Origin of the sequence: Candidatus Thiodiazotropha endoloripes (assembly GCF_001708965.1) — a bacterium.
GTDB classification, from domain to species: domain Bacteria; phylum Pseudomonadota; class Gammaproteobacteria; order Chromatiales; family Chromatiaceae; genus Thiodiazotropha; species Thiodiazotropha endoloripes.
Genome location: NZ_LVJW01000003.1, coordinates 901,003 through 925,898, shown reverse-complemented (window position 1 = coordinate 925,898; position 24,896 = coordinate 901,003). Strand labels below are relative to the sequence as shown.

Genomic DNA, 24,896 nt, shown 5'->3' with positions numbered 1-24,896 from the left:
CAACCCCGGGCCATCACTGGCCTGCCGGTGGATTGTTACAATTGTGTTATGATCGCCCACAATTTTGTTTTAAGGCATTGTTAGACCATGATTTTGGCCGAATATTTTACAACCGAAGGCGACAAAGTTGCTTTTTCCCGTCAACAGGCAAGTCGATTCGCTAAAGAAATAGCCAATGATTTCAATCCCTTGCACGACATTGACGCAAAAATATTCTGTGTGCCCGGGGATCTGTTGTTTGCGGTGGCTCTGGATCGTTTCGGCCTGAGCCAGAAGATGTGTTTCCATTTTGCCGGCATGGTTACTGACAGCCAGCTGATCTTTTCCGATTCAGCCGGTGAGAAGATCGATATCAGCGACGATGAGGGTAAAAAATATCTCTCAATCCAACGTCAGGGACCGCTCAGCCAGGATCATCAGCTGATCAGTAATCTGACTCAGAGCTACGTCTCCTTCTCCGGCAGGACATTTCCCCATCTGCTGGTTCCGCTGATGGCTGAGCAGAACGTGATGATCAATCCAGGTCGCCCGCTGGTGATGTATGAGAGCATGGAGATCAGCCTCAATACACTCCACATCCAACAGCCTTTGCTGGAATCAACCGGCTCCACTCTTGAGGTTCAGGGTAAAAAGGCGATGGCGGAGCTTAAATTCCACATCATGGAGAACGGCCGCGAAGTGGGACACGGGGCCAAGCACATGGCCTTACGCGGTTTGCGTGCCTATCAGGAAGAGGATATGCAGAAAGTGGTCGATCAGTACAACAGTTATAAACAGGCATACGGCTCATAACCAATCCCGGTGTCACTATTTGTAGTGACTCTTATCCAGACCATATTTGCGCATCTTGTCATACAGTGTTTTACGTGGGATCCCCAGCGCTTCCATGGTGTTTTTCAAATTACCCTTCTGGATTTCAAGCTGCTGCTTGATCAGACTCTTCTCGAAACAGTCAACCTGCTGCGGCAGGGTGATCGCCGTTTCGTTGTCCACCTCCTGCATCAGGGTATTCAGGTCATACCCCACATTCTCACCAAGCAGCACATAGCGATCTGCAATGTTGCAGAGTTCACGCACGTTACCCGGCCAGGGGTGGGTCAGCAATAACCGGATCTGCTCACTGTTGGGTTGAGGCACCTCACGTCGATAGCGAGCACCGGCCATCAGCAGAAAATGGTGGAACAGCAGCGGTATGTCTTCCCGCCGGTCACGCAGCGGCGGTATCTCCAAGGTCACCACGTTCAATCGATAGTAGAGATCCTCACGGAATTCCGCCCTTTCACTGGCCGCCTTGAGATCGACCTTGGTTGCCGCCACCACCCGCAGATCGAGGGGTATCAGGGCATTGGAGCCAAGACGCTCGATCGCACGCTCCTGCAATACCCGCAGCAGATGAACCTGAACTGGTGTCGGCATGCTTTCGATCTCATCAAGAAAAAGGGTGCCGTGATTGGCGTGTTCAAAACGCCCGACGCGCCGCCCCTTGGCCCCGGTGAACGCGCCGGGTTCATGTCCGAACAGCTCACTCTCGATCAGGTTATCCGGTACCGCACCACAGTTCACCGCAACAAAGTTGTACTCCCGTCGGCGGCTGTGCTCGTGCAGCGAACGGGTCACCAGCTCTTTACCGGTTCCGGTCTCACCCAGTAGCAGCACATCCGCATCGGTGTCGGCGATCTGAGCAATGGTTGAACGCAGGCGCTGCATCGCCGGTGAACGCCCGATGATACGTGGTCCCGGGGTATTGTTCTGGGCGTCCAGCTCCTGGCGCAGGGATCGGTTCTCCAGTGTCAGGGCGCGCTTATCCAGAGCCCGTTTCACTGTCTCCACAAGCTGATCCGCAGCAAACGGTTTTTCAATGAAATCGTAGGCGCCGTCACGAATCGCCTGTACCGCCATGGCGATATCCCCATGCCCGGAGATCAGGATCACCGGTAGATCCCGGTCGATCTCCTGGGCCTTGAGCAGAAACTCGATGCCATCCATGCCGGGGATCTTGATGTCACAGATCACAACCCCGGGCCAGTCGTAGGAGAGCATCGGCAGCGCTTTGTCGGCACGCTCCATGGCGTTGACCTCAAAGCCTGCCAATTGCATGGTCTGGGTATTGGCGATGCGGATATGTTTCTCATCATCAATAAACAGAACAGGCGGTTTACTCGACATGGTCACCCCCTGTTATCGCCACGCCGTTGAATTCTGCCGGGAGTGATTTCCCGCTCCTAAAACAGGATAAGCGAATCAGAACGCCACAGGAGGTAGAGACTGCATCAGCCTTTTGGTTCTCACCTGAAGTTGCATGCTGCGTGCGTTGTCGCCTATCTGAAATTACCAATCTTCTCTCCCCCGCACCTTGATTGACGCTTTTTTACACAGAACCTATCCCGTTTATGTGCCGTCGCTGTCGACCACATGCTCCGCCAACGGCAAACGGAGGGTAAACATAGCTCCGGCCTTTTGACTGTTCTGAGCTGAGAGTGTACCACCCATGCTTTCTATGATGTGATGGGAGATGGAGAGGCCCAGACCCAAGCCACTCTCCTTGGTGGTGAAGAATGGATCGAAAATCCGCTCCAGGTGGTCTGCGGGAATACCCGGCCCATTGTCCAGAATGTCGATCTTCAGATCCTCACCCTGCCTCGCCATCTCGATCGAAACCCAACGGTTCTGCTGATCTTCCATGGCGTTCATCGCATTGGCGATGAGATTCACCAATACCTGTTCCAAACGTACCGGATCGGCCATCACCAAAGGATCCACTTTGGCCAGCTTGAACTCTATTTCGGTACTGCTCTTGCGCAGTTGTGGATGAAGGATGCGTTTACTCGACTCAATCACGTTATGCATGGAAACCGGCCGTCTCGATCCGTCGGTTTTGCGTGCAAACAGCTTCAGTTGAGAGCTGATCTGGGTCATCGTCTCGATCAGCTCGGAGATCTGCTCCAGGTTCCAGCTGACATCGGCACAACGCTCCTGTTCAAGCAGCAGACGGGCATTGTCGGTATAAGTACGGATCGCCGCCAAGGGCTGATTCACCTCATGGCTGATACTGGCTGACATCTGCCCCAGCATTGCCAGCTTGGCCGCCTGGATCAACTCATCCCGGGTCTCCTGCAGAGCTTCCTGGGTACGCCTTCGCTCCTCGATCTCCTGATGCAGGTCCACGGTCCGCTCCTGAACCCGCTGCTCCAACCGGTCCCTGGCCTCCCGCAGAGACTGGTTGACTTCCGCTTCATAGTGGGCCCTCTCCCGGTTTCTCCGGTATCGCTGCGACATCACCAGGCCGATCAACAGTAATACGGTAAAGGCAAAACTGCTGGCACCGATGGCATGCAGCACCTCCTGTTTAATCTCTTTCATTGGTTTCAACAGATGTACCAGCCAACCGGCTTCCGGCATCGACTGGGCAAGTATCATATAGGACTCGCTCGAACGCCGCTTCTGCCCACTGATGTCGATCCGCTGAGCCGACTCGGAGAACTGCTCCCGATAGGTCACATCCAGCGGTTCAACCGATGCGCCCGAGTAGCGCCGACTCTCCCGGATACGTTGCCGCTCTTCGAGGGATAATGGAGAGAGACTGCGATACCGCCAACCGGGCCGTGTGGTGATGAAGATAACCCCTTCCGGATCGGTAACGATCACTTCAGTGTCACGTCCCTGCCACTGCTGCTCCAGGATGGTCAGATCGATTTTGATCACTACCGTACCCAGGATACCCCCCTCATGGCGTACCGGGTAGGCAAAATAGTATCCCCGTCTGCCTGAAGTGCTACCCAGAGCGTAGTAGCGTCCAAGCTGCCCTTGCATCGCTTGCTTGAAATAGGGCCGATAACTGAAATTACGTCCCACGAATGGCTTTTCCGACTGCCAGTTACTGGCGGCGATGGTCAAACCTTCATTGTCCATCAGATAGGTGTCTGAGGCATTGGTGATGGTATTGATGGTCTCCAGATAGCGATTCAGTGTTTCGATGCGCTGCTTGTCACCGGGACGTTTCAGCAGCTCAACCAGGGGCGCATTGGTGGAGAGCAACTCAGGCAGGAACTCATACTTCTCCAGTTGAGCCTGCAGATTGTTGACATAGATATTGAGCTGGCGCTCACCGGAAGCCAACATCTCCTGTTGGACACGATGACGTACTAAATCAGTGACCTGCCACAGCAGCAGTGCATAGGCGAACACTACCAAGAGTACGATGAGCCATTTCCTGCGCGGTAGATAGTGCCAAATTGTGAAGGGTTTATATGAGACTTCCACAACAGTTAACCATAGCCTATTCACTCTTAAGATGCCGGGTTAATAACCAATGCCAGATGCTTCACCGGAGTGATGGCCGGTCATCAGATAGATTATGGAATTGGGTGGCAGTGGGTACCAGCCACACCCCGGCACACGATGCCACTGCTGCCGCTGCTCCCTTCCGGGCCTGACGGGGTTCACAGCTTCTCGTTGCGGGGGGACCGATACCAACCGCCATAAAAGGTGAGACGGGGGATTATACCGATAATTGCCATGGAAAAAAGTCTAAAGCCGATTCATTCCGGTCAACTATGGCTGCAGGCAGGTATCCTTGACGTAACCAACCGCCTTCAACAACGGCCTGAGCCCGGCCCAAACATTATCCTTGAGGATCGGTTGTGCTTTGTCGTTGGGATGTATGCCATCGTTCTGCATCAGTGACATATCCAGCGCCACCCCCTGCAGAAAAAAGGGAACCAGGGGAACCGATTCCGCCTCCGAGACATCATAATAGACTTGATGGAAGGCATTGGTGAACTCCGGTCCATAGTTGGCAGGCAAGCGAACCCCCAACAACAGCACCGCCGCACCGGCCTGCTTGGAGAGCTTGACCATGTCCAACAGATTGTCATGCATCGCCCGGCTGTTGATGCCCCGCAGGCCATCGTTACCACCCAGCTCGATGATCACCAGGGTCGGTTGATGCTTCGACAGCAGTGCAGGCAGACGACTCAGGCCGCCCTGGCTGGTATCGCCGGAGACACTGGCATTGATCACCTGGAACGGGCCACAATGGGAGTTCAATCGCTGCGACAGCAGATTGACCCAGCGAACCTCGGTGGTGACACCGTAACCGGCGCTGAGACTATCGCCAACCACCAACAGTGTGGTCTGTGCCAGAGTGACAACCGGCAGAGACAGAAACAAAAAGAGTAACAATTTCCGTAGGAATCTTTTCATGTTGCAGACATCTCCCAACTCTCATCCTGTGACCGCCAAAGGGCTGATGAAGTTCGTTGAAACCTCCCAAGGCAGACTCGACATTCTGCAACAGATCGACCTGGAAGTCGCTGCCGGAGAAGCGGTGGCGATCCTAGGTGCTTCCGGCTCCGGCAAATCGACTCTGCTGGGCCTGCTGGCGGGTCTGGATGAGGCTTCCGCGGGTGATGTCACCCTGTTCGGCACCACCCTGGGCGGATTGGATGAGGATGGACGCGCCGCATTACGGGCCGGTCAGGTGGGTTTTGTGTTCCAATCCTTTCAGCTGCTCAGCGGCATGACCGCGCTGGAGAATGTGATGCTGCCCCTGGAGCTGGCCGGCCATGCCAATGCCGAACAGGCAGCCAGGAATGCCCTCTCCAAAGCCGGTCTGGCAGAGCGCTTGACCCACTACCCTTCACAGCTCTCCGGCGGCGAACAGCAACGGGTGGCACTGGCCCGGGCCTTTGCCCCCAGTCCGAAAGTGCTGTTTGCCGATGAGCCGACCGCCAACCTGGATGCCCACACCGGTGAGAAGGTGGCGGAACTGCTGTTCGAACTGCAGGAGCAGAGCGGTACGGTACTGATCCTGGTCACCCATGATGAGATGCTGGCTCAACGCTGTGACCGCCGGCTCTATCTGCGTGAGGGCTGCCTGGAGATTGATCGATGAACCCTTTCATGCTGGCGTTGAAACTGTTGCGCCGGGATTGGCGTGCCGGTGAACTGCGTCTTCTGGCCACCGCTCTGGTGATCGCGGTCGCCTCGGTTACCGCCGTAGGCTTCTTCACGGATCGCATCGAACGGGCGATGGCCCGCCAGGCAACGGAGGTGCTGGCCGCCGACTTGAGAATCGAGAGCAATCGCCCTCTGGATGATCTACTCAGCACCGAGGCAGAACGTCGTCAGATGCGGCAGGCCAGGACCCTGAGCTTTCCCAGCGTGATACTGAACAACGGCAACAGCCAGCTGGTTCAGGTTAAATCGGTCTCGGCGAACTACCCGCTGCGAGGCAAACTGCAGGTCAGGGATCAGGTCAACGGCACAACCCGCTATGCGCAGGATCTGCCTGCTTCCCGTGAGGCCTGGCTCGAAGAGCGGCTGCTGCCACTGCTGGGACTGCAGATCGGCGACCGCTTCAAACTGGGCCAGCTTGAGTTCACCCTGAGCCGCATCATCACCTATGAACCGGACCGATCGGCCAACCTGTTTCAGCTCGCACCCAGAGTCATGATCAATCAACAGGATGTGCAACAAACCGGCCTGCTGGGACCGGCCAGCCGGGTAAGACACAATCTACTCATTGCCGGCACCCCAGCTCAGATCAGTGACTACCGAACCTGGCTGGATGCACAACAGATCAGTGGTATTCAGGTACAGGACATCCGCGCCGCCCGTCCCGAGCTGCGTGCGGCACTGGACCAGGGTGGCAGATTCCTGCGTCTGGCCGCAGCCACCGCCATCCTGCTCTGTGTGGTTGCAGTGGCCCTCTCCAGCCGGCGCTTCGTTGAGCGACAAGCGGACACCAGCGCCCTGCTGCGCTGCCTGGGAGCCAAACGTAACCAGGTACTGCAGATTTTTATCATTCGTCTGCTCGGCCTGGGAGTGATCGCCAGCCTGTTCGGCAGTCTCTTGGGGCTGGCGGCTCAGACCCTGCTGGTGGAACTGGTGGGTCACTGGTTTACCCAGCAGATCCCCGCCCCCTCACCCTGGCCGCTGCTCTCGGGTGTGGCCACCGGCATCCTGGTGCTGCTCGGTTTCTCACTGCCGATGGTGACCCGGCTCGCCGAGGTTCCCCCGTTAAGGGTCTTCCGGCGCCATCTGGGCGCACCGCCGATCGGTTATCTGCTGTTCATCTCCGCCGGGGTTGCCGCCCTGGCCACCCTGCTGATCTGGCAGATCGGCGATGACCAAATGGCATTCAAACTGATCGGCGGCCTGCTGGCCGGGCTGCTGTTGTTGATGCTGATCGCCCGTTTGCTGGTCACCCTGCTGACGCCACTGCGAACCCGTACGGCGGGATCCTGGCGTTACGGCCTGGCCAGTCTTTCACGCAATCCGATTACCACCAGCGTCCAGCTGAGCGGCTTCGGTCTGGGTATGACCGTGCTGCTGGTACTGGCCCTGGTACGAGTCGATCTGTTGAGCAACTGGCGGGAGGCCCTGCCGGCGGACAGCCCCAATCAGTTTCTGATCAACATTCAGCCGGATCAGGTGGATGGGGTCAGGAACCATCTACAACAGAACGGCATCCCATCGGTCGGGCTCTATCCGATGATGCGGGGACGTCTGATCAGCATCGATGGCAAAGCGGTCTCCGCTGACGACTACCCTAACCCCAGAGCGCAACGACTGGCGACCCGGGATTTCAATCTCAGCCAGGCCACCAACATGCAGACCGACAACAAGATCGTTGCAGGTCGCTGGTGGTCGCAGGCTGACTGGGGGGAGCCCTGGTTCTCGGTGGAGGAAGGGATTGCCGAAACCCTCGGCATCCCCATCGGAGCCCAACTGACCTTTGAGGTGGCAGGGCAGCAGGTCAGCGGCAAGGTGACCAATCTCAGGTCGGTCAAGTGGGACTCCTTCAACGTCAACTTTTTTGTGGTCGGCACACCAGGGCTGATGCGGGACCTGCCTGCCACCTACATCACCAGCTTCTACCTGCCGGATGAGCAGCGTACGGTGCTACACAATCTGATTCACAACTACCCGAGTATCACCGCCTTGGATGTCACCGCCCTGATGAAACAGGTCCGGGGGATTATGGATCGGGGCGCGATGGCGGTGGAGTCGGTATTCCTGTTTACCCTGGCTGCCGGATTGATCGTACTCTATGCCGGCATCCAGGCGAGTCATGAACAGCGGGTTCAGGAGACCGCCATTCTACGTACCCTGGGGCTCAGCCGGCAGCAGCTGATCCTCTCGATCACCCTGGAGTTTGCCCTGCTGGGTGGACTGGCGGGATTGATCTCCGCCGGACTTGCCAGTGGTATTGGCTACAGCCTCTCAACCGGCGTCTTCAATCTGCCCTGGCAGTTCAATCCCCAGCTCTGGCTGGTCGCGATCTTCGGTGGAGCGATCGGAATCGGAGCCGCCGGCACGCTGGCCAGCTGGTCGCTTTTCAACACCCCACCGATTCTGGTTTTACGGCGGGCTTGATCGGCAAACCCACTACTTCGAGCTTCAGCAGAATGATTGCAAATCTATGACATTTCTGTGAATTTTCAGGGCCAACCAGGTCTATGTCGTGAATTGCCACCAATCCGCGTAGGAATCTACACCCTATAACCCATATGGGTAGGGATCCACCCACATGAAAATGGGCCGAATTTCCCATTTATGTGCGATATCACACACTTTTACAATTGAAATCAGTTTGGAAGTTTGGGTCATACACAGGGCTTGTTAGCGGATCAAACTGTTTCACATCCATGGAAATGGGTAGTGGAGCAGAAAAAAAAGGGAGTATTGATCAGGTGTTCTACTTCAATACCCTCACTTTCAACCTAGGGGGAGTCTCTCGGATATTCACTGTGGCTTGCTTCAGCAAAAGCGAGCTGGGCCATACGCGCCTAATAATCAGTGTTTAGACGAAGCCAGGATGAGACTTGCAAAATGAAATGAATTCATAGTTTGGAGACAGAGTTTCCGTCTAAGGGATGCGGCAAATTATGGGTGATTTCATTAATCCGTTTACTTAATTAAAGCGCTTTAAAGAAATCAGTTACGGGGAAACCAATGAATAAGTACAAACTCTCGCGATTATCCTTTGCGATAATCATGGGTGCCTTTACCGCGTCCGGGGCACAAGCCTACGTACCGGGAGGTACACTTAATCCGAATGACATACCCAAATATGTCACTCCACTGATCATACCGCCGGTGATGAATGACACCGGTATCGGTGACGACTACGATATCGGCATGCGCCAGTTCCAACAGCAGATTCTGCCTGGTGGCATCTGGAACACTCTGAATGGCCGTAACGACGCCTTTCCTCCAACCACAGTTTGGAGTTACGGACCTGCAACCGACCCACGCCCCGACTCCCGATCCCTGGGTGGCGGCCGTAATGTGGCCCCTGCTCCCAACTCCCAGTTCAACTATCCCGCCTACACCATCGAGGCGGTGAAGGACACCAACACCTCGGTCGACTGGATCAACCAGTTGGTGCGCCGTGCCGACCGCTGTCGCGCTGTGGGCGGCAATATCGGTACCGAGCGAGCCAATGACTGTAAGTTCATCAAGCATATCCTCCCTGTTGATCAGACACTGCACTGGGCCAACCCCAAAGCACGTTGTGACAAGGGTGAACTGCGTACAGACTGTCATGGCCAGACACAAAGCAAAAAATATAATGGTCCAGTGCCGATCGTCACCCATGTGCATGGTGCCCACACCGGTGCCAGCAGCGACGGCTACACGGAAGGATGGTGGCTGCCGAATGCCTCCAACATCAACTGTGTACCCCGTGATGTCAATGGTGATCCCAGTTGGCGGCCCGCTAGTGGCGAGTATGTCTGTGAAGGCACTATTGCCAACCTGTTGACCGATCGTGACGGCTTCAATGACCAGAATATCGCTAACGGCGTTGGCCATTTCGAGTACCTCAATGACCAGCCTTCAGCAACACTCTGGTACCACGATCACGCCCTGGGCATGACCCGGCTCAATGTCTATGCCGGTCCTGCCGGTTTCTGGCTGATTCGTGATCCCTCAGCGGTCAGTGGTGAAACCGGTCTGCAGGGCGGTATCCTGCCTGGACCTGCACCAATTGCCGGCGAAGACCTGGTCACCACCAACTTCCCAGCGGATATGGGCGGCTCCCGTGAAAAGTATCGTGAGATCCCGGTCGTTATCCAGGATCGTTCATTCAACACGGACGGTTCACTCTGGTATCCGGATAACCGTGCATTCTTTGATGAGTTGAATGTTGAAGGCACAGCAGGTACCGGTAATGAGCAGTATCCGGGTGCAGCTGAATTGCAAATCAAATTCTCCGGCAACAACGCACAGGATAAAGTTTCCGACATTGCACCGATCTGGAATCCTGAGGCCTTCTTCAACACCATGGTGGTCAACGGTACTACCTGGCCCGAGCTGGAAGTGGCGCCGTCACTCTATCGCTTCCGCTTGCTGAACGGCACCAACGCACGTTGGCTCAGTCTCTCACTGCCGATCATCGATCCGGTCACGGAACAGACAACGTCGGTCATCAAGGATCACTGGTACCGTGAGATCAACACCCGACGCGGTGGTTATAAAGGTCCATGGATGTCCTATCAGGTTCCGGTTGAAGAGCTCTACATGTATCAGATTGGTACTGAACAGGCTCTGTTGCCCAAAGTCGTGGCGGTTAAGGAAGGCAAGGCGACGCAGCTGAACTATAACCCGGAAGCCTGGGCATTCGAGCAGATGCCCTACATGGAGATCAATAATCAGCTGATCATCGGCGAAACCGACCAGGGTTTTGATGGTCAGGGTCTGTTGATCGGCCCTGCTGAGCGCGCCGACGTGATTGTCGACTTCCGTGGTCTGCCGAACGGTACTGTGATCCGCATGCTCAACAATGCACCGGATTCACCATTCGGTGGATTCCCGGCAGACGAGCTGCCCGATGCCGCCACAACCGGCCAGGTTATGCAGTTTGTGGTCAATCATGCACTGCTGGGCACCAGCCCAACAGACGAGGATCGTAGCCGCAGTGGTCGTTTGAGGAATCCGGACACAGCAGCCACTTCCCCCTGGGATCTGATGCTGACCGGTGTTGAAAGCTCACTGCCCACACCCTCGATCACCCGCGAAATGGTGCTGCTTGAGGAAGAGTCCAAGCTGGTCTGTGTCAGCGAGGATGGTGCCGGAAACCTGGTCCAGGAAATGGGCATGCTACCACCTTGCGACTTTGGCGCGGTCCCACATGGGCCACAATCCGCAATACTCGGCACGATTGACGCGGCGGGCACCTCCCAGGGTCAGCTTTGGTCAGATCCCATCTCGACCAATCCCGCTGTCGGTGCTGTGGAGGATTGGAAACTCTACAACTTCTCAGCCGATGCCCACCCGATCCACGTGCACCTTGTGAAGCACAAGGTCATGGGCCGTGAAGCGATTGGCGGTGGACCTAGCGTGGCGGTTGGAACACCCAACGGTCTGGAAGCCTGGGAGTATGGCTGGAAGGATACTGTCAATGCCTATCCGGGTGATATCACCACCATCCGGGCTGAATTTGATCTGCCGGGTCTCTATGTCTGGCACTGTCACATCGTTGAACACGAAGACAATGAGATGATGGTTCCATTCTGTGTCGGCGATGTCTGCCCTGACAAACTGTTCTAACAATAACCAATAGACTAGAATCTTGGGGCCGCCTCGTGCGGCCCTTTTTTCTTATCTCCAGTATGATGCATTGTTACCCATCGGCTTTATCTGATCCGCAACAACAGAGGCTATGAATTCCATGCAATACCGCACGATGCAACTCATCGCAATAGTTCTCATCAGCAATAGTCTGTTTGCAGATGAAGCCATATCACTATCAGACAAAGTTGACCGCACAAACTATGCGATTGGTCAACAGATCGGCCAGGATTTCAGGAAACAGAATATGGACCTGGATCCTGAAGCATTATCCCGTGGCATGAATGATGGTCATGCCGGTAAGCAACCTGAGTTGAAACCCGCTGAAATGAGAGAGCTGCTGGTCAATCTCAAGCGTCAGATCACCAAGGATATGAAAGCTGACGCCATGGCAAAGATGAAACACAGACAGACCGAGAAACAGCGCAGATTGAAGGCTGGCAGTGAGTTTTTGGAAAAAAACAGAGCTTTGCCCGATGTTGTCACCACCGGCAGTGGCTTACAGTACAAAATCATCAAGCCTGGCAGTGGCACCCAACCGACAAAAGACGATCAGGTCAAGCTGCACTATGTCTCTCGCCGCCTCGATAGCCAGGTGTTTTACAGTACCTACCTTAAGGGTGGCCCGAAAACTCATCGCGTCGGTGAATTGATTCCAGGTATGTCTGAAGCCCTGCAACTGATGCAACCCGGCGCCAAATGGGAGTTGTATATCCCCCATCAATTGGCCTATGGTCGCAATGGACCGGTTGCCCATGAGACGGTAATCATCGAAGTCGAATTGCTTGAAACAGCCGTGCCACCTTCACAGGCATCGAAGTAGCAATCAACAACAGATATTGAAGATCTCCTGACAAAGATACTTTACGTCATCCGAGTGACTGCGGCGATCCAAGCCGATCAGTCCTATGGGTTGTTCGCATCGCTCACCTTTCAGGCTGACTTTCGGTCGTTCAACGCGCTTGCACTTTTGCCCGACATCCAGCGGAATGGCGATACGATAAGAGTTTCCTTACTCTTCAGTGTTTGTATTTCTTCTGTTCGACCTTGATGCGTTGGTAACTATCCGGGATCTTGAATTTGTTATCAGGGATTCCCTTATGCAAAATGGAGGTGAATTTCAGAGTGGCACCGCTCTTCAGATCCTGACTGCTGATTGAAATCTGCCGCTCGTCAGGTGTCATGGCTCCGATCCAGTCGAGCTTCATACGTCTGGAGAGCTGATAAAGACGGGACAGGGTTTTTGTCGAACGCTCGTCCAGACCCAACTCAGTACCGGGCAGCATACAGTGGTTCAATGCATGTTTAGAACCGACCACTTCATGTATTTTTCTGCAACGCTTACCGGCAACCACACCCTTTTCCCTCATAGGCTTCAATCTGGGTTTTACATCCTTGGGCCAATAATATTTTCCCATATGAGTTGTTTTGTAGCTTTTTTCCTTGTCATCGACCTCAAACATAAGCATACGGCCGGTATCCATCAGTGTGTAGTCGGGACTACCCTGCTGATCAGTGTCGATTCTCAGCCAACGGCCAGTTATCGATACTGTTCTTGTCTCTTTTGCCGCATTCGGGCCACTCATTTCAAAAGTGAGTATTGAATCCCCGTGAACAGTGCCGATCAGGCCCAGACCTAAGACTACGGCAGTTAAATATCTCGATTTCAACATCATCATCTCCCTTACCCAGTCCCCGCATGGACAGAAAAAAGCATCACAGGCAATACAACATGGATTACTCTTTTAATCAACATCGGGAACTCTATTAAAAGGCCGGAAGAATCAAATATACCCAGATTTCAAATCCAATATACATAGAACTACCCATACTCATTCATTTGCCGGATTAAGTTCATCTTCGAATACTGTCTGAGCGTCGCTGATTTGGGCAAAATAGCTTTAAAACACTTTTTCTACACAGTTAAAACCTTGATACAATTGAAGATCGGAACCAAGTAAATATCTATATTTTTTTATTGCTGGCGACACCCCATGCAACCGCTGATCGCAAGCTTACTAATTGGGAATTTCAGGCTCATGCTCAGAACCACCACATCTTTGTTTATCGCATGTCTCATGGCATTGCCTGCAATTGCAGACCAGCAAGCTCCACTGTCGGATGAGGCTTCCAAGATCAACTATAGCGTTGGTTATCAGATCGGCAGTGACTTCAGGTTTCAAGATATTGAAATCCGCCCGGAAGCGGTCATACAGGGCATCCGTGACGCACTGCATGAGAATCAGAGTCAAATGTCTGCAGCAGAGATGAAACAGGTCATGGCGGAACTGGGAAGAAGCCTTGCAGAGAGAAAGAAGCAGCTGAGAGCCAGTCAATTTCAACTGCTGCTTGAAAAGAGCAACAGGTTTCATGCCGAAAACAGAGAAAAACCGGGCGTCATCACCACAGACAGTGGTTTACAGTACAGGATTGTAGAGAAGGGATACGGAACGAATCATCCGGGTAACAACGATAAAGTGCTTGTGCACTACACCGGCAAGCTGCTGAACGGACAAGTTTTTGACAGTTCCTTTGATCGAGGAAAACCGGCAAGCTTTAATGTCAATGGTGTGATCAAGGGCTGGACGGAAGCTCTGCAACTGATGAAGAAAGGCGACCATTGGCAACTGTTCATCCCACCCGCGCTTGCTTATGGTGAAAAGGGAGCACCACCAAGAATCCCTCCCAACAGTACATTGGTTTTCGATCTTCAGTTAATCGCCATTCAGACAGAGTAAAAGAACAACAAGTCTACGCTATGAGAATGAGATTTAAGTTGTAATGTAGATGGCATACACCACCCCAATTAGGACCTGTAGATGATTGCCAAAAGATTTCTCAATGCCATATTCAGAATCCTGATGCTGCTGACAGCAACTCTGTCTCTGGTAACCGGCTCAATTGCTTTTGGCGAAACTCACCATAGCGACAACATGTCACTAGATGCATCAGTTGATGGTCTGACTGACTTGGAGAGTGCAGCCAAGCTACAGACAATCCTTTACAGTTGCCCCATGCATCCTAATGAGACGAGCGATATACCGGGCAGCTGCAGCATTTGTGGGATGCACCTGGTGGCTCAAACCCACACCGATCATTCAGTACATGATCATCATCAAACGATGCCCCAATCTGACACCGAACAGTCAGGGCATGATCATCATCAAACGATGGCCCACTCGGACCATGCGTCTGAAGATCATCAGACGATCTACGCCTGTCCCATGCACCCCAACGAGACCAGTGACAAACCGGGCAAATGCAGCATCTGCGGAATGCATCTGGTGGCACAAACCGAAACCGATCATTCAGGGCATGACCATCATCAACCGATGGCCCACTCGGACCATGCATCTGAAGATCATCAGACGATCTACGCCTGTCCCATGCACCCCAACGAGACCAGTGACAAACCGGGGAAATGCAGTGTCTGCGGCATGTTTCTGGTTGCACAGACCGCTTCACCTATGGCACTTGAGACTGATCACCAAACCTCGGAGCACTCCCATAACCATGACATGAAGACTATGCAGCACGGATCTGAGATGCCAAAGGGAATGACCGAATCCCATCGCTACTGGGACAGCGACCGGCTGCCATCAATCTCCTCCCGATCCAAGGCCAACAGGAATGACAACGAAGAGACACTGCTGACAAAAGCCAAAAGAGTCTCAGTCAGTGATACCCCAGAACCGGATCCGGTGACATCCGATGACACGCATGCAGATCATGATCACCAACACTCAGGCTCTACCTATATCTGCCCGATGCATCCGCAAATCATCTCCCATGATGCAGACTCATCCTGCCCCATCTGTGGCATGGATCTGGTACCAGTGGCCGCCGCCAAGGAGTCCATGGAGAGCGAACATCCCCAGGTTTTTCTCGAAAGCGCCGTCATCCAGAATATGGGAATCCGCACCATCACGGCCGCCCGGGGCAACTTGGGCAAAACGATAAAAACCCAGGGCAGAGTCACTGCCGATGATGAGCGGATCTACAACATACACTCGAGAACCGGTGGCTGGATTGAAAATCTCTATCTGATAACCGAAGGGGATCATATTGAGCGGAAGGATGAGTTGGTCGACTTCTACTCGCCCTGGATCAACCGGGCTCAACTCGACCTCATCAATGCACTTGAGGAGCACGATCTGGTTGCCTTTGAACCCGAACGTAAAGCGGAACTCGATGCAAAAATAGACTCCTATCGAAACACCTTAAGGTCACTGAAAGTACCTCCGATGGATCTGATGAGGATTGAGCAATACCGCAAGGTTCTGAATACAGTACAGATCACATCACCCGCCAGTGGATGGGTTACCGAGCTGAATGTCAGTGAAGGCAGTTACGTCGAACCCTATCAAACCATGTTCACCATAGTCGATCTGAGCGAAGTCTGGATTATGGTGGATATCTTTGAACACCATGCACCCTGGGTAAAGAAGGGCAACAAGGTAGCGGTCACCTCGCCAGCGATTCCCGCTAGAGAGTGGACGGGTAAAATCGATTTCATCTACCCGGAGATCAATCCGGTCACTCGCACCCTGCGCGCCAGAATTGAAGTGACCAATCCGGATGAAGCTCTGTTACTGAATATGTTCGTACAGGTGGAGATCAATGACGGCGCAAAGAAGAAGGATACTGTCACCGTTCCACGAGAAGCGATCATACTCACCGGGGAGCGTGAGATCATCATCAAGTATCAGGGTAAGGGCCACTTCCAGCCAGTGGATGTGAAGACCGGATTGTGGGGCGACAACCAGGTGGAGATTATTGATGGATTGAATGCGGGTGCTGAGGTGGTGGTCTCCGGCCAATTCCTCATCGATTCAGAATCAAACATCCAAAGCAGCCTGTTGCGCATGTCGGAGTAGTTCAAATGCCTGGGCAGTTAATACGTTGGTCGATAGAGAACCGCGTACTGGTGTTACTCGCCAGTCTGATCATTGCCATTTGGGGCTGGAACTCACTGCGTGAGACACCCCTCGATGCCCTTCCCGATCTGTCGGATGTGCAGGTCATCATTCAGACCAACTACCCGGGGCAGGCACCACAGGTGGTTGAAGACCAGGTCACCTACCCGATTACCACCACCATGCTGTCGGTACCTGGCGCCAAGGCGGTTCGGGGTTACTCGTTCTTTGGCGATTCCTATGTCTACGTGGTGTTTGAAGATGGCACCGACATCTATTGGGCGCGCAGCAGAGTCCTCGAATATCTCAACCAGGCCAGTTCGGATCTGCCCAGCGATGTGCAACCCAAACTGGGACCGGACGCCTCGGGTGTGGGCTGGATCTACAGCTATGCCCTGGTCGACCGGCATAACAGGCACGATCTTTCCCAGTTACGGTCCCTGCAGGACTGGTTCCTCAAATATGAGTTGCAGAGTGTTTCCGGAGTGGCCGAGGTAGCCAGCGTTGGCGGTATGGTTCGCCAGTATCAGATCGTACTCAGTCCGGAGAAGCTACGCGCACTGGGCATTCCCATTTCACAAGCCATCGAGGCGGTAAAGCAGGCCAACTACGAGGTGGGCGGTTCGGTCATCGAGCAGGGTGAAGCGGAGTTGATGGTGCGTACCCGCGGTTACCTTAAATCGGAACAGGATATCCGCCATATTCCCATCGATATTACCGAAGAGAGTATTCCGATCCTGCTGCAGGATATCGCCAACATTCAGATCGGCCCGGAGATGCGGCGGGTGGTCGCCGACCTGGACGGATTGGGGGAAGTCACCGGCGGGATTGTCGTCATGCGACATGGTGAGAACGCCCTGGCGACGATAAAAAATGTGAAACGGAAATTACAGCAACTCAAGAGCGGCTTGCCGGAAGGTGTCGAGATCATCGAGACCTACGACCGCTCAACTCTGATCGAGGAGAGCGTCGACAATCTGAGCAACAAACTGCTTGAGGAGTTCATCGTTGTCGCCCTGATCTGCCTGCTGTTCCTGTTTCACTTTCGCTCTGCCGTGGTTGCGGTGATCACCCTGCCGATGGGGATTCTGATCGCCTTCATCATCATGCGGCAGCAGGGTATCAACGCGAACATCATGTCACTTGGTGGTATTGCTATCGCCATCGGCACCATGGTCGATGCCGCCATCGTGATGATTGAAAATGCCCACCGCCGTCTGCAGGAGCGTGGCGGTGGACTCCCAAGAGAGGAGCACTGGAAAGTGATCCTTGAGGCATCGCTGCAGGTCGGACCGGCACTCTTCTACTCGCTGCTGATCATCACCCTGAGCTTTCTCCCTGTGCTGGCCCTGGAGGGACAGGAGGGACGCCTGTTCGGCCCGCTGGTCTATACCAAAACCTATGCCATGGCTGCTGCGGCCGGGCTGGCAGTCACCCTGGTACCGGTATTGATGGGTTATCTGTTAAAGGGATGGATTCCTGCTGAGAGCAGCAATCCACTGAGCTGGGTGCTCATCACACTCTACCGGCCTCTGCTGAGAATCGTCTTGTGGTTACCCAGACCATCCCTGCTGCTGGCGCTGTTGCTGGTAGTGACCCTGGTGATTCCGATCTACGGTATCGGCGGTCTGCTGGAACCCCTGAAGTGGCCTCTTAAACTGAGCAGGGCTGCCGGCCTGGAGTACAGCAGCACCCTGATCGAGCAGATCGACAACACCCAGCTGGGCATGCAGAAAGCCTGGCGCAAAGGCTTTTCTGAATCCCCCATGATGCAACGACTGGGGCAAGGTCTGGGATCTGAGTTCATGCCCGATCTGTTCGAAGGCGATTTGATGTATATGCCCACCACCCTGCCGGGACTATCCATTGGCAAGGCCCAGGAGCTGCTGCAACAGACCGACCGCCTGATCATGCAGGTAGCTGAGGTGGAGCGGGTATTCGGCAAGATCGGCCGGGCGGACAGCGCCACGGACCCTGCCCCCCTGACCATGATCGAGACCATCATCCGACTCAAACCCAGAGAGGAGTGGCGGGAAGGGGTGACGCTCGACGACATCATCGCCGAGCTGGACCGAACAGTACGTTTCCCGGGACTTACCAACGCCTGGCTGATGCCGATCAAAACCAGAATCGATATGCTCTCGACAGGCATCAAGACTCCCATCGGCATCAAGGTCTCCGGTCCCGATCTGAAGACCATTGAGCAGATCGGCCGCGATATCGAGAAACAACTCTCCACCCTGCCGGAGACCCGTTCCGCATTCTCCGACCGGGTTGTGGCTGGCCGCTATATTGAGATCGTGCCGGATCGCCTCGAGGCGGCCCGCCTGGGCATCAATATCGATGATATCAACCTGATGGTCAGTGCTGCCGTCGGCGGTATCAATATCAGTGAAACCGTGGAGGGTCTTGAGCGCTATCCGATCAACATCCGCTTCCCACGTGAACTGCGCGATGACATCAAGAAACTGAGTGAACTTCCCATCATCACACCTTCTGGAGCACAGGTGCCCCTCACACAGGTCGCCAGAGTGGATGTGGTTGATGGACCGCCACTGATCAAAACAGAAAACGCCCGTCTCAACGGCTGGACATTCATCGATATCAAGGATGGGGATCTTGGTGGCTATATCAGCAAAGGTCAGCAGTTGCTTGAACAGAACATCAAGTTGCCTGCAGGATACGCCATCACCTGGACAGGTCAGTATGAGTATATGCTGCGGGCCGAAGCCAAGTTGAAGCAGTTGGTGCCGATGTTGCTGATTATCATTTTCGCCCTGCTCTATCTTATTTTCCGACGCTATTCCGATGTGTTGGTGGTGATGTTGAGCATCCCCTTTGCCCTGGTGGGGGGATTCTGGTTCGTACTGATGATGGGTTATAACCTCTCTGTCGCGGTGGCTGTTGGCTTCATTGCCCTGGCAGGCATTGCCACAGAGTTCGGAGTCGTCATGCTGATCTATATCAACAGCGCCATCAAAAGCTACCAGGATAGCGGTCGCTTGACTGATCGGCAGAGTCTCAAGCTGGCCATCATCGAGGGTGCGGCCCTCAGGGTACGCCCCAAGGCAATGACGGTGCTGGTGGTTGTGATCGGTTTGATGCCGATCATGCTCAGCGATGGTGCCGGTTCGGAAGTGATGCAGCGTATCGCCGCACCAGTCATCGGCGGTATGTTGACAGCCCCGCTGCTGTCACTGTTTGTGATCCCGGCACTGGTGCTGCTGATCAAGAGGAGATCCCTGCCTGGCAAACACTGAGTGATTTCCCAAGCGACAGTAATCAGCCACTTACAGACAGCCCGATGGAGACTGTGAATTGCTACAGCCGGCTATCTCTGGAGAACTTGATCGCAGCGCTTGACCCTGACGCAGAGTCAGCGGATCAACCCGCCAGCGATCTCTGCTGATTCACCGTATGGCTGATATAGCCCAGATTGCGTACGAACGCCAATACCTCAGGATGGCAGGCATCGGATGCCAGCAAGGTTGAGAAGATCTCCGGATAGATGCTTTGGTTGTCACTACTCTCTCCAGACAGATGAAGCACCAGCTCAGTCTCAACTTCATCGATGATATCTCGAAAACCGGGTTCGATCTGTACGATTCTGCTACCACCCAGCAGACAGTAAGCTGTCGCCCATACCACCGGTGTGATGACCTGATGTTGGACACCGGACGACGGCTGGCCATACTTTTTCGAGACCAGGGTGATATGCCGATGGATAGAGCAGAGAAGTTTTTTCAAATCTATGGGATCCAGATCTGACAGACCCAGACCATACGGGGCAAGCGCGCCCTTTAACTGCTTCCTTTCCTGGCTTTTCTCGAAGAGATAATTCAACATATTACGATACCTGTCCTTAAGCTTATTATTCGGGGTTCAGGTAAAAAACGGTTATCGCATAATCACTCATGACGCAGCGATCGGGCCGCCATCACCAACCGGTGCCTCCACACTCCAAAAATAAAAAAATGCACTGTAAACAGCTGAAGCAGAGTCCATTTCTACAAAATCATTTAAATCCTAGCGGCAAATCCTTAAATCAACATTAAAATTGTGTAAACAAATCACAGATTTATACTACACACGGCGTATCAATCGGTATTGCAGCAGTTTAATTCATGAGTAAACAGCAATTTAACTGATATCAATGGTACTGATGACCATATAGTTTTTCTGCTTCCAAGAGAGTTCTCTCCTCTGCTCGCCGGAGAATGGTTCATATCGCATTGAATCACTGTTACAGTCCAAAGGACTCCACCGATAACTCACACCATTTGCCAATCCCTGATTATAATTATGGTTTATACGCCCGGAGGAGTTGCTAATCTTGTACTGGCGTAAATATGAAGATAACGATAAGGAACCCTGTCATGGTCAGATCCTGCCAATTCGCTGCACGCTCAGTGATTGAGCATCATCTGAAAGAACAATCGCCAGCAAGATAAGAGCGTTGAGATTCCAAACCGGATCATCAATCCGGTGACACCTAAAAAATCTGGAGGAAATCCGTGCTTAACCTATTGAAGTGCAAATGCCTGTTCGGCTTTTTATGGACCAGTGCGATCGCAGCGGGTCTGCTGACATTCATCTTTTTCTCATTCATCGATCCGGCAGCCATTGCCGCCGTCATGAACCTGGCGGGAGAAGTCCAAACCAGTAACATCAAGATCTATCTCGGCGTTTTTGTCTTTTTCTGGTTTACTCTCAACACCTCAACCTATCTGGCATTCTATTTCGGGCAACTGCTGAGGAAGATGGAGAAGGAAGCGGCAGAGATGGATCAACGTAACCAATCCCACGATGGTGAGACCGGTATACACACAAGCTGATCGTTATTAATTCGGCACTCCGTTAACCAGCGACATAAGCGTTGATTTCCATGGCAGGCCCAGATGGTCTGTCAGGAAACGCTTTGCTCGCGGATTAAGCAGAACAGTCGAATCCCCCGATCGACCTACTCGGGAATATTGGGCGGATCCAGATCCTCCACCGGCAGCTCATCCTGAAGATTGTTCTGCCACTCCTTCAGCATCGCCACATGCCAACCCTCCTCCTCCGCCATCTCGGCAGCCAGTTTACGCACATCCTCAGTGGGTGAGTGCTCGGATATCTGCAGATAAAACTCCCGTCCCCGAATCTCGTTATAGAGGGCAATCTCCATGGCCTGGGCAACCGTCATCATATAGTTCGCCTCTTCCATGCAGAAGGCTTCCGGCGAAGAGGGACAGCGCCATTTGAAATCCCAGGGAGTCAATTGGGGCAGCTCCAGACCGTGGGTGCGATCCATCACCTCCTTGGCATGTTGACGGCTGTAGCCCGCAAGTTTGCGAAACAGCTCCGCCACCTGCAGATTGTTGTGGATCTCCATGCTGTCCGCCAGTTCGTCATAATGGTCACTGGAAGCCTCTTCCAGTTCCAGCGCATGCACCAGGAACTCTTCGATGCTGATTATCGGTTCGACGAGATCATCACTCATAGACAAAACTCCTCCTCCAACTCTGCCACTTCACGACTTTTTATATTTTCGGGCTGCCATACCGGTATCGGCGTGGCGTAGATAACCCCGGTAGCGAGTCCATCATCCGCCTGGATGATCTGTGCAGCCTTGATCCGGTCCTCGGTCGGCACGTCGTTGATGAACGGATGGACCTGCTCCTTCCATGCCTTCTGGTCCGGACGAAAGGTGACACAACCACTCAGTACCTGGATAAAGGCAAATCCCGGATACTCGATCGCCTCCACCAGAACCTTGGTCAGATCCGATGGATTGCCAGCAAAAGCCCTGGCGATAAATCCGGCGCCCGCGGCCAGAGCGATGGCGGCAGGATTGAAACAGGGTATGCCGGTGCCATGGGGCGTCAACTTGCTTTTATCCCAGTTTGGTTTGGTGGTGGGTGAGGCCTGCCCCTTGGTCATACCATAGACCTCATTGTCCATCACGATATAGGTCATATCCATATTGCGTCGGCAGGCGTGCAGAAAATGGTTGCCGCCTATCGAGAATCCATCCCCGTCACCACCGGCCACCACCACCGTCAGGTCCGGCCGCGCCGCCTTCAGTCCGGAGGCCGCCGCCAGCGCACGACCATGGATCCCATGGAATCCGTAGCTGTCGATATAGGCAGGCAAGCGGGATGAACAACCGATCCCTGAGACCACCGCCACATTCTCTTTGATCAGTCCGAGATGGGCCATCGCCTTGGTCAATGCAGCCAGCACGGCGAAGTGACCGCAGCCCGGGCACCATACCGGCTTGATATCCGATTTATAGTCTTTTGCCTTCAGCGAAGGTACCGGCATGTTCCCCTCCAGCGATTCAATCCCAGGAAAATAAACACCTTAACGATTAAAAGCATATACCAATATCGTTACGTTCCACATGTCGAATATCAACCGCCATCGACAATCTTAGCAGGCATCAGCTTGGCATATAGGGGTTATCCCTGATATTCATCAAGTTGGCGCATGGCATAATTTTGTCAGGAGCGCCTCAGATGACCCTCATGTCATCTACAGATTTTGATATGGAAATTCAGCATACTGTATTTATCAGGGATGGATGGCATACATGGAGTGTAGATTGAATCCCGTTCACCATACCTCCTCTCAGCAGAGAACCGGGTATCGCCTTCGAGTTTCGGCAAACCCATCGGCCCGGCCCGCCCTGCATGCAGGGCCAGCTCTATTCCCACGACCGGGTCACACAACTGCTGACAGACATGAGTATCTGTCTGCTCTGCCTCCCATTTCCGCCGGCTTTCGCCCATGGAAGTTTCCCTGTCGAAGCCAGAACAGCGCACCCGAAACAGAGTAGTCCGTTTAAACACTATCCATACCACTCAGTGAGGTAACCCTTGAACACACTCAACACATCCGAGAGCAATCACAGCGAAGCCAATGGCAACTACTCCCAGGCCGTCTATCGGGATCATGAAAGCCTGTTCAACGAACTGACCGAGCAGGAGATCAAGAGCGCTGTACGCAAGAAGTCTTCCACCGCATCCAAACTCTCGAGAAACGCACCGCAACAGCATCGTGGGGAGATGGAAAAACTGTTCAATATCTCCCTCTTCATTCATCAACGTTTTGAAGAGATCCACAAGCTGCCCAAACAGGATATCCATGGAGCGATCACCCTATTTCTCTATGGTATCTGGTCGATCTACAACCGGGGCGCAACCATCCCCGGCAAGCAGTTCGATAAGCTGGTCACTCAGACCAGGGATACCATGCGCGAAAGAACCGAGTTTCTCAAAGAGTATGAGAAATCAACCAGCGACAACCGATCGGCACTTTATGAGACCTTCGCGATGGTTGGAAACTGGCTGCTGATGATCCAGCACCACCTGACATCACAACCGGATGAGATGGCATTGAACAATGTCAAAATCATGGTCCGAGAGATCATCACCCGTAGCCTGAAGATTGAGCCCGAGTCGATCTCCATCAGTCAGGAAGGCGATCTGACCATCACCGCTCAAAACTGCACCACCCAGTAAAGGATGACAAGATGAACATCAGGCTACTGCTATCCCGTCTGTTACTGGCGGGATTTCTCTCCACCTGTTCAACCATGATCAACAGTGCTCCGGTTAACCGCACAGCGGCGACTCCAGGCTTCCTGGTGGATGGATTCGATCAGTTGTTTGAACAGCCCGTAATGGCTCCAACCATCAGACCCCTTGAGAGCAGTGGTGAGGCGGGTAAGCGTTTCGTTGAGCAGCTGAGTACCATCACACCTCAGGATATCCAGGCGGCAGCCAACAACAAATCACTGTCCGCCGTCCAGTTAGCCGGAAATTTTCCCGAGGCCAACCGGGCCAATATGGAAAAGCTGTTCAACATCGCTCTGTTCGTACAGAAAAGGATAGAGCAGGCAGCCAGGGCACCTGAAGGGGACATTCCGACAGCCACAGCCTCATTCCTCTATGGCATCTGGTCAGCCTATAACGAAGGGGCGGAGATACCGGAGCAGAATCTGCTTCATCTGCACAAACAGGTGGAGCAAATGATCGCAAGCAACCAAGCCCTGAGCCAGGGGCTGGAGAATGCTTCCCCGGCCGATCGTCAGAAGCTCTACGAATACCTTGCCATGACCGGAAACTGGATGGTGATGTTCCAGGACACCTTCAAGAAAGGCCCAGATCAGAAAGTGGTGACAAACATCAAAAACATCGCCAGGGAACTGTTACAGGCCAGCTTCAAGATCGATGTAGAGAAGTTGCGCATCAGTCAGGATGGCCAGTTATCAATGTTATAAAGGAACCCCTTTGATAGGTGGGGCACTGTCTCACCTCCTCTTAAACAGATTCATAATTGAAAATCTGGTAAAGCTCCTCAAAAGGGGTCAGTACCCTTAAACCGTGTCGAAAAGGGGTCTAAACGGTCTCTAAAGGG

The 24,896-nt window shown here is 53.6% G+C and carries 19 protein-coding genes and 1 other RNA gene; 11 read left to right on the top strand and 9 right to left on the bottom strand.

The window, feature by feature from the left end; genetic code table 11:
* Nucleotides 1-87 precede the first annotated feature (87 nt).
* Nucleotides 88-792 carry a DUF3581 family protein gene (locus A3193_RS04215; protein WP_069014157.1) on the top strand — a complete coding sequence of 235 codons (705 nt, stop codon included), beginning with the start codon at nt 88-90 and terminating at the stop codon, nt 790-792.
* A gap of 15 nt (nt 793-807) precedes the next feature.
* Here the strand turns inward: A3193_RS04215 and A3193_RS04210 are convergent, their stop codons facing one another.
* From A3193_RS04210 to A3193_RS04195, 4 genes are all read right to left on the bottom strand, one after another.
* The gene (locus tag A3193_RS04210; RefSeq protein ID WP_069004945.1) at nt 808-2,166 is read right to left on the bottom strand and encodes a sigma-54-dependent transcriptional regulator; all 1,359 of its coding nucleotides are present in this window, start codon (nt 2,164-2,166) and stop codon (nt 808-810) included.
* Between the two features lie 222 nt (nt 2,167-2,388).
* On the bottom strand, nt 2,389-4,260 hold the full coding sequence (locus A3193_RS04205; RefSeq protein WP_141694579.1) for an ATP-binding protein: 1,872 nt from the start codon (nt 4,258-4,260) through the stop codon (nt 2,389-2,391).
* A gap of 112 nt (nt 4,261-4,372) precedes the next feature.
* Nucleotides 4,373-4,469, bottom strand: an RNA gene (ffs, locus tag A3193_RS04200) — signal recognition particle sRNA small type.
* 82 nt (nt 4,470-4,551) lie between these two features.
* Nucleotides 4,552-5,202 carry an arylesterase gene (locus A3193_RS04195; RefSeq protein WP_069004943.1) on the bottom strand — a complete coding sequence of 217 codons (651 nt, stop codon included), beginning with the start codon at nt 5,200-5,202 and terminating at the stop codon, nt 4,552-4,554.
* On the opposite strand from A3193_RS04195, the gene A3193_RS04190 reads away from it, so the two are divergent.
* The 4 genes from A3193_RS04190 (at nt 5,201) to A3193_RS04175 (ending at nt 12,400) form a co-directional block, all read left to right on the top strand.
* Nucleotides 5,201-5,893 (top strand): ABC transporter ATP-binding protein, encoded by a 693-nt coding sequence (locus tag A3193_RS04190; protein WP_069004942.1) that lies wholly within the window; start codon nt 5,201-5,203, stop codon nt 5,891-5,893. The genes A3193_RS04195 and A3193_RS04190 overlap by 2 nt on opposite strands.
* Nucleotides 5,890-8,379 carry an ABC transporter permease gene (locus tag A3193_RS04185; RefSeq protein ID WP_069014156.1) on the top strand — a complete coding sequence of 830 codons (2,490 nt, stop codon included), beginning with the start codon at nt 5,890-5,892 and terminating at the stop codon, nt 8,377-8,379. The genes A3193_RS04190 and A3193_RS04185 overlap by 4 nt, the downstream gene beginning before the upstream one ends.
* A 579-nt stretch (nt 8,380-8,958) precedes the next feature.
* Complete coding sequence (locus A3193_RS20945) at nt 8,959-11,556, top strand: multicopper oxidase family protein (RefSeq protein WP_069014155.1); 2,598 nt, start codon at nt 8,959-8,961, stop codon at nt 11,554-11,556.
* A 121-nt stretch (nt 11,557-11,677) separates the two neighbouring features.
* Complete coding sequence (locus A3193_RS04175) at nt 11,678-12,400, top strand: FKBP-type peptidyl-prolyl cis-trans isomerase N-terminal domain-containing protein (protein WP_162272459.1); 723 nt, start codon at nt 11,678-11,680, stop codon at nt 12,398-12,400.
* 196 nt (nt 12,401-12,596) lie between these two features.
* Here A3193_RS04175 and A3193_RS04170 read toward each other — a convergent pair whose 3' ends face one another.
* Nucleotides 12,597-13,250: a hypothetical protein gene (locus A3193_RS04170; RefSeq protein ID WP_141694754.1), complete on the bottom strand. Its 654-nt coding sequence runs from the start codon at nt 13,248-13,250 to the stop codon at nt 12,597-12,599.
* Nucleotides 13,251-13,571: 321 nt separating this feature from the next.
* Here A3193_RS04170 and A3193_RS04165 point away from each other — a divergent pair, with 321 nt between their 5' ends.
* From A3193_RS04165 to A3193_RS04155, 3 genes are all read left to right on the top strand, one after another.
* Nucleotides 13,572-14,315, top strand: a complete 744-nt coding sequence (locus A3193_RS04165) for a BamJ family beta-barrel-assembly machinery protein (RefSeq protein ID WP_083218556.1) — start codon at nt 13,572-13,574, stop codon at nt 14,313-14,315.
* An 81-nt stretch (nt 14,316-14,396) separates the two neighbouring features.
* On the top strand, nt 14,397-16,454 hold the full coding sequence (locus A3193_RS04160; RefSeq protein WP_069014152.1) for an efflux RND transporter periplasmic adaptor subunit: 2,058 nt from the start codon (nt 14,397-14,399) through the stop codon (nt 16,452-16,454).
* Nucleotides 16,455-16,459: 5 nt separating this feature from the next.
* Complete coding sequence (locus A3193_RS04155; protein ID WP_069014151.1) at nt 16,460-19,753, top strand: efflux RND transporter permease subunit; 3,294 nt, start codon at nt 16,460-16,462, stop codon at nt 19,751-19,753.
* 124 nt (nt 19,754-19,877) lie between these two features.
* On the opposite strand, the gene A3193_RS04150 is transcribed toward A3193_RS04155, so the two are convergent.
* The gene (locus A3193_RS04150; RefSeq protein WP_069014150.1) at nt 19,878-20,339 is read right to left on the bottom strand and encodes a hypothetical protein; all 462 of its coding nucleotides are present in this window, start codon (nt 20,337-20,339) and stop codon (nt 19,878-19,880) included.
* 668 nt (nt 20,340-21,007) lie between these two features.
* Between A3193_RS04150 and A3193_RS04145 the strand changes: the two genes are divergently transcribed.
* Nucleotides 21,008-21,328: a hypothetical protein gene (locus tag A3193_RS04145; protein ID WP_141694578.1), complete on the top strand. Its 321-nt coding sequence runs from the start codon at nt 21,008-21,010 to the stop codon at nt 21,326-21,328.
* Nucleotides 21,329-21,453: 125 nt separating this feature from the next.
* Here A3193_RS04145 and A3193_RS04140 read toward each other — a convergent pair whose 3' ends face one another.
* From A3193_RS04140 to A3193_RS04130, 3 genes are all read right to left on the bottom strand, one after another.
* Nucleotides 21,454-21,975 carry a ferritin-like domain-containing protein gene (locus A3193_RS04140; RefSeq protein WP_083218293.1) on the bottom strand — a complete coding sequence of 174 codons (522 nt, stop codon included), beginning with the start codon at nt 21,973-21,975 and terminating at the stop codon, nt 21,454-21,456.
* Complete coding sequence (locus A3193_RS04135; protein ID WP_069004932.1) at nt 21,972-22,799, bottom strand: 2-oxoacid:ferredoxin oxidoreductase subunit beta; 828 nt, start codon at nt 22,797-22,799, stop codon at nt 21,972-21,974. Before A3193_RS04135 ends, A3193_RS04140 begins: the two co-directional genes overlap by 4 nt.
* Before the next feature lie 206 nt (nt 22,800-23,005).
* Nucleotides 23,006-23,266, bottom strand: coding sequence for a hypothetical protein (locus tag A3193_RS04130; RefSeq protein ID WP_069004931.1), 261 nt, complete (start codon nt 23,264-23,266; stop codon nt 23,006-23,008).
* An 87-nt stretch (nt 23,267-23,353) separates the two neighbouring features.
* Between A3193_RS04130 and A3193_RS04125 the strand changes: the two genes are divergently transcribed.
* Nucleotides 23,354-23,998: a DUF6683 family protein gene (locus tag A3193_RS04125; RefSeq protein WP_069004930.1), complete on the top strand. Its 645-nt coding sequence runs from the start codon at nt 23,354-23,356 to the stop codon at nt 23,996-23,998.
* Between the two features lie 11 nt (nt 23,999-24,009).
* Nucleotides 24,010-24,759, top strand: coding sequence for a DUF6683 family protein (locus tag A3193_RS04120; protein ID WP_069014148.1), 750 nt, complete (start codon nt 24,010-24,012; stop codon nt 24,757-24,759).
* Nucleotides 24,760-24,896: the final 137 nt, after the last annotated feature.

Excerpts from the sequence above, each read along its gene's own strand:
- A3193_RS04215 (WP_069014157.1), top strand. The coding sequence starts at position 88 with ATGATTTTGGCCGAATATTTTACAACCGAAGGCGACAAAGTTGCTTTT.
- A3193_RS04210 (WP_069004945.1), bottom strand. The coding sequence starts at position 2,166 with ATGTCGAGTAAACCGCCTGTTCTGTTTATTGATGATGAGAAACATATC.
- A3193_RS04190 (WP_069004942.1), top strand. The coding sequence starts at position 5,201 with ATGTTGCAGACATCTCCCAACTCTCATCCTGTGACCGCCAAAGGGCTG.
- A3193_RS04195 (WP_069004943.1), bottom strand. The coding sequence starts at position 5,202 with ATGAAAAGATTCCTACGGAAATTGTTACTCTTTTTGTTTCTGTCTCTG.
- A3193_RS04185 (WP_069014156.1), top strand. The coding sequence starts at position 5,890 with ATGAACCCTTTCATGCTGGCGTTGAAACTGTTGCGCCGGGATTGGCGT.
- A3193_RS20945 (WP_069014155.1), top strand. The coding sequence starts at position 8,959 with ATGAATAAGTACAAACTCTCGCGATTATCCTTTGCGATAATCATGGGT.
- A3193_RS04175 (WP_162272459.1), top strand. The coding sequence starts at position 11,678 with ATGCAATACCGCACGATGCAACTCATCGCAATAGTTCTCATCAGCAAT.
- A3193_RS04170 (WP_141694754.1), bottom strand. The coding sequence starts at position 13,250 with ATGTTGAAATCGAGATATTTAACTGCCGTAGTCTTAGGTCTGGGCCTG.
- A3193_RS04165 (WP_083218556.1), top strand. The coding sequence starts at position 13,572 with ATGCAACCGCTGATCGCAAGCTTACTAATTGGGAATTTCAGGCTCATG.
- A3193_RS04160 (WP_069014152.1), top strand. The coding sequence starts at position 14,397 with ATGATTGCCAAAAGATTTCTCAATGCCATATTCAGAATCCTGATGCTG.
- A3193_RS04155 (WP_069014151.1), top strand. The coding sequence starts at position 16,460 with ATGCCTGGGCAGTTAATACGTTGGTCGATAGAGAACCGCGTACTGGTG.
- A3193_RS04150 (WP_069014150.1), bottom strand. The coding sequence starts at position 20,339 with ATGTTGAATTATCTCTTCGAGAAAAGCCAGGAAAGGAAGCAGTTAAAG.
- A3193_RS04140 (WP_083218293.1), bottom strand. The coding sequence starts at position 21,975 with ATGAGTGATGATCTCGTCGAACCGATAATCAGCATCGAAGAGTTCCTG.
- A3193_RS04135 (WP_069004932.1), bottom strand. The coding sequence starts at position 22,799 with ATGCCGGTACCTTCGCTGAAGGCAAAAGACTATAAATCGGATATCAAG.
- A3193_RS04130 (WP_069004931.1), bottom strand. The coding sequence starts at position 23,266 with ATGGGCGAAAGCCGGCGGAAATGGGAGGCAGAGCAGACAGATACTCAT.
- A3193_RS04120 (WP_069014148.1), top strand. The coding sequence starts at position 24,010 with ATGAACATCAGGCTACTGCTATCCCGTCTGTTACTGGCGGGATTTCTC.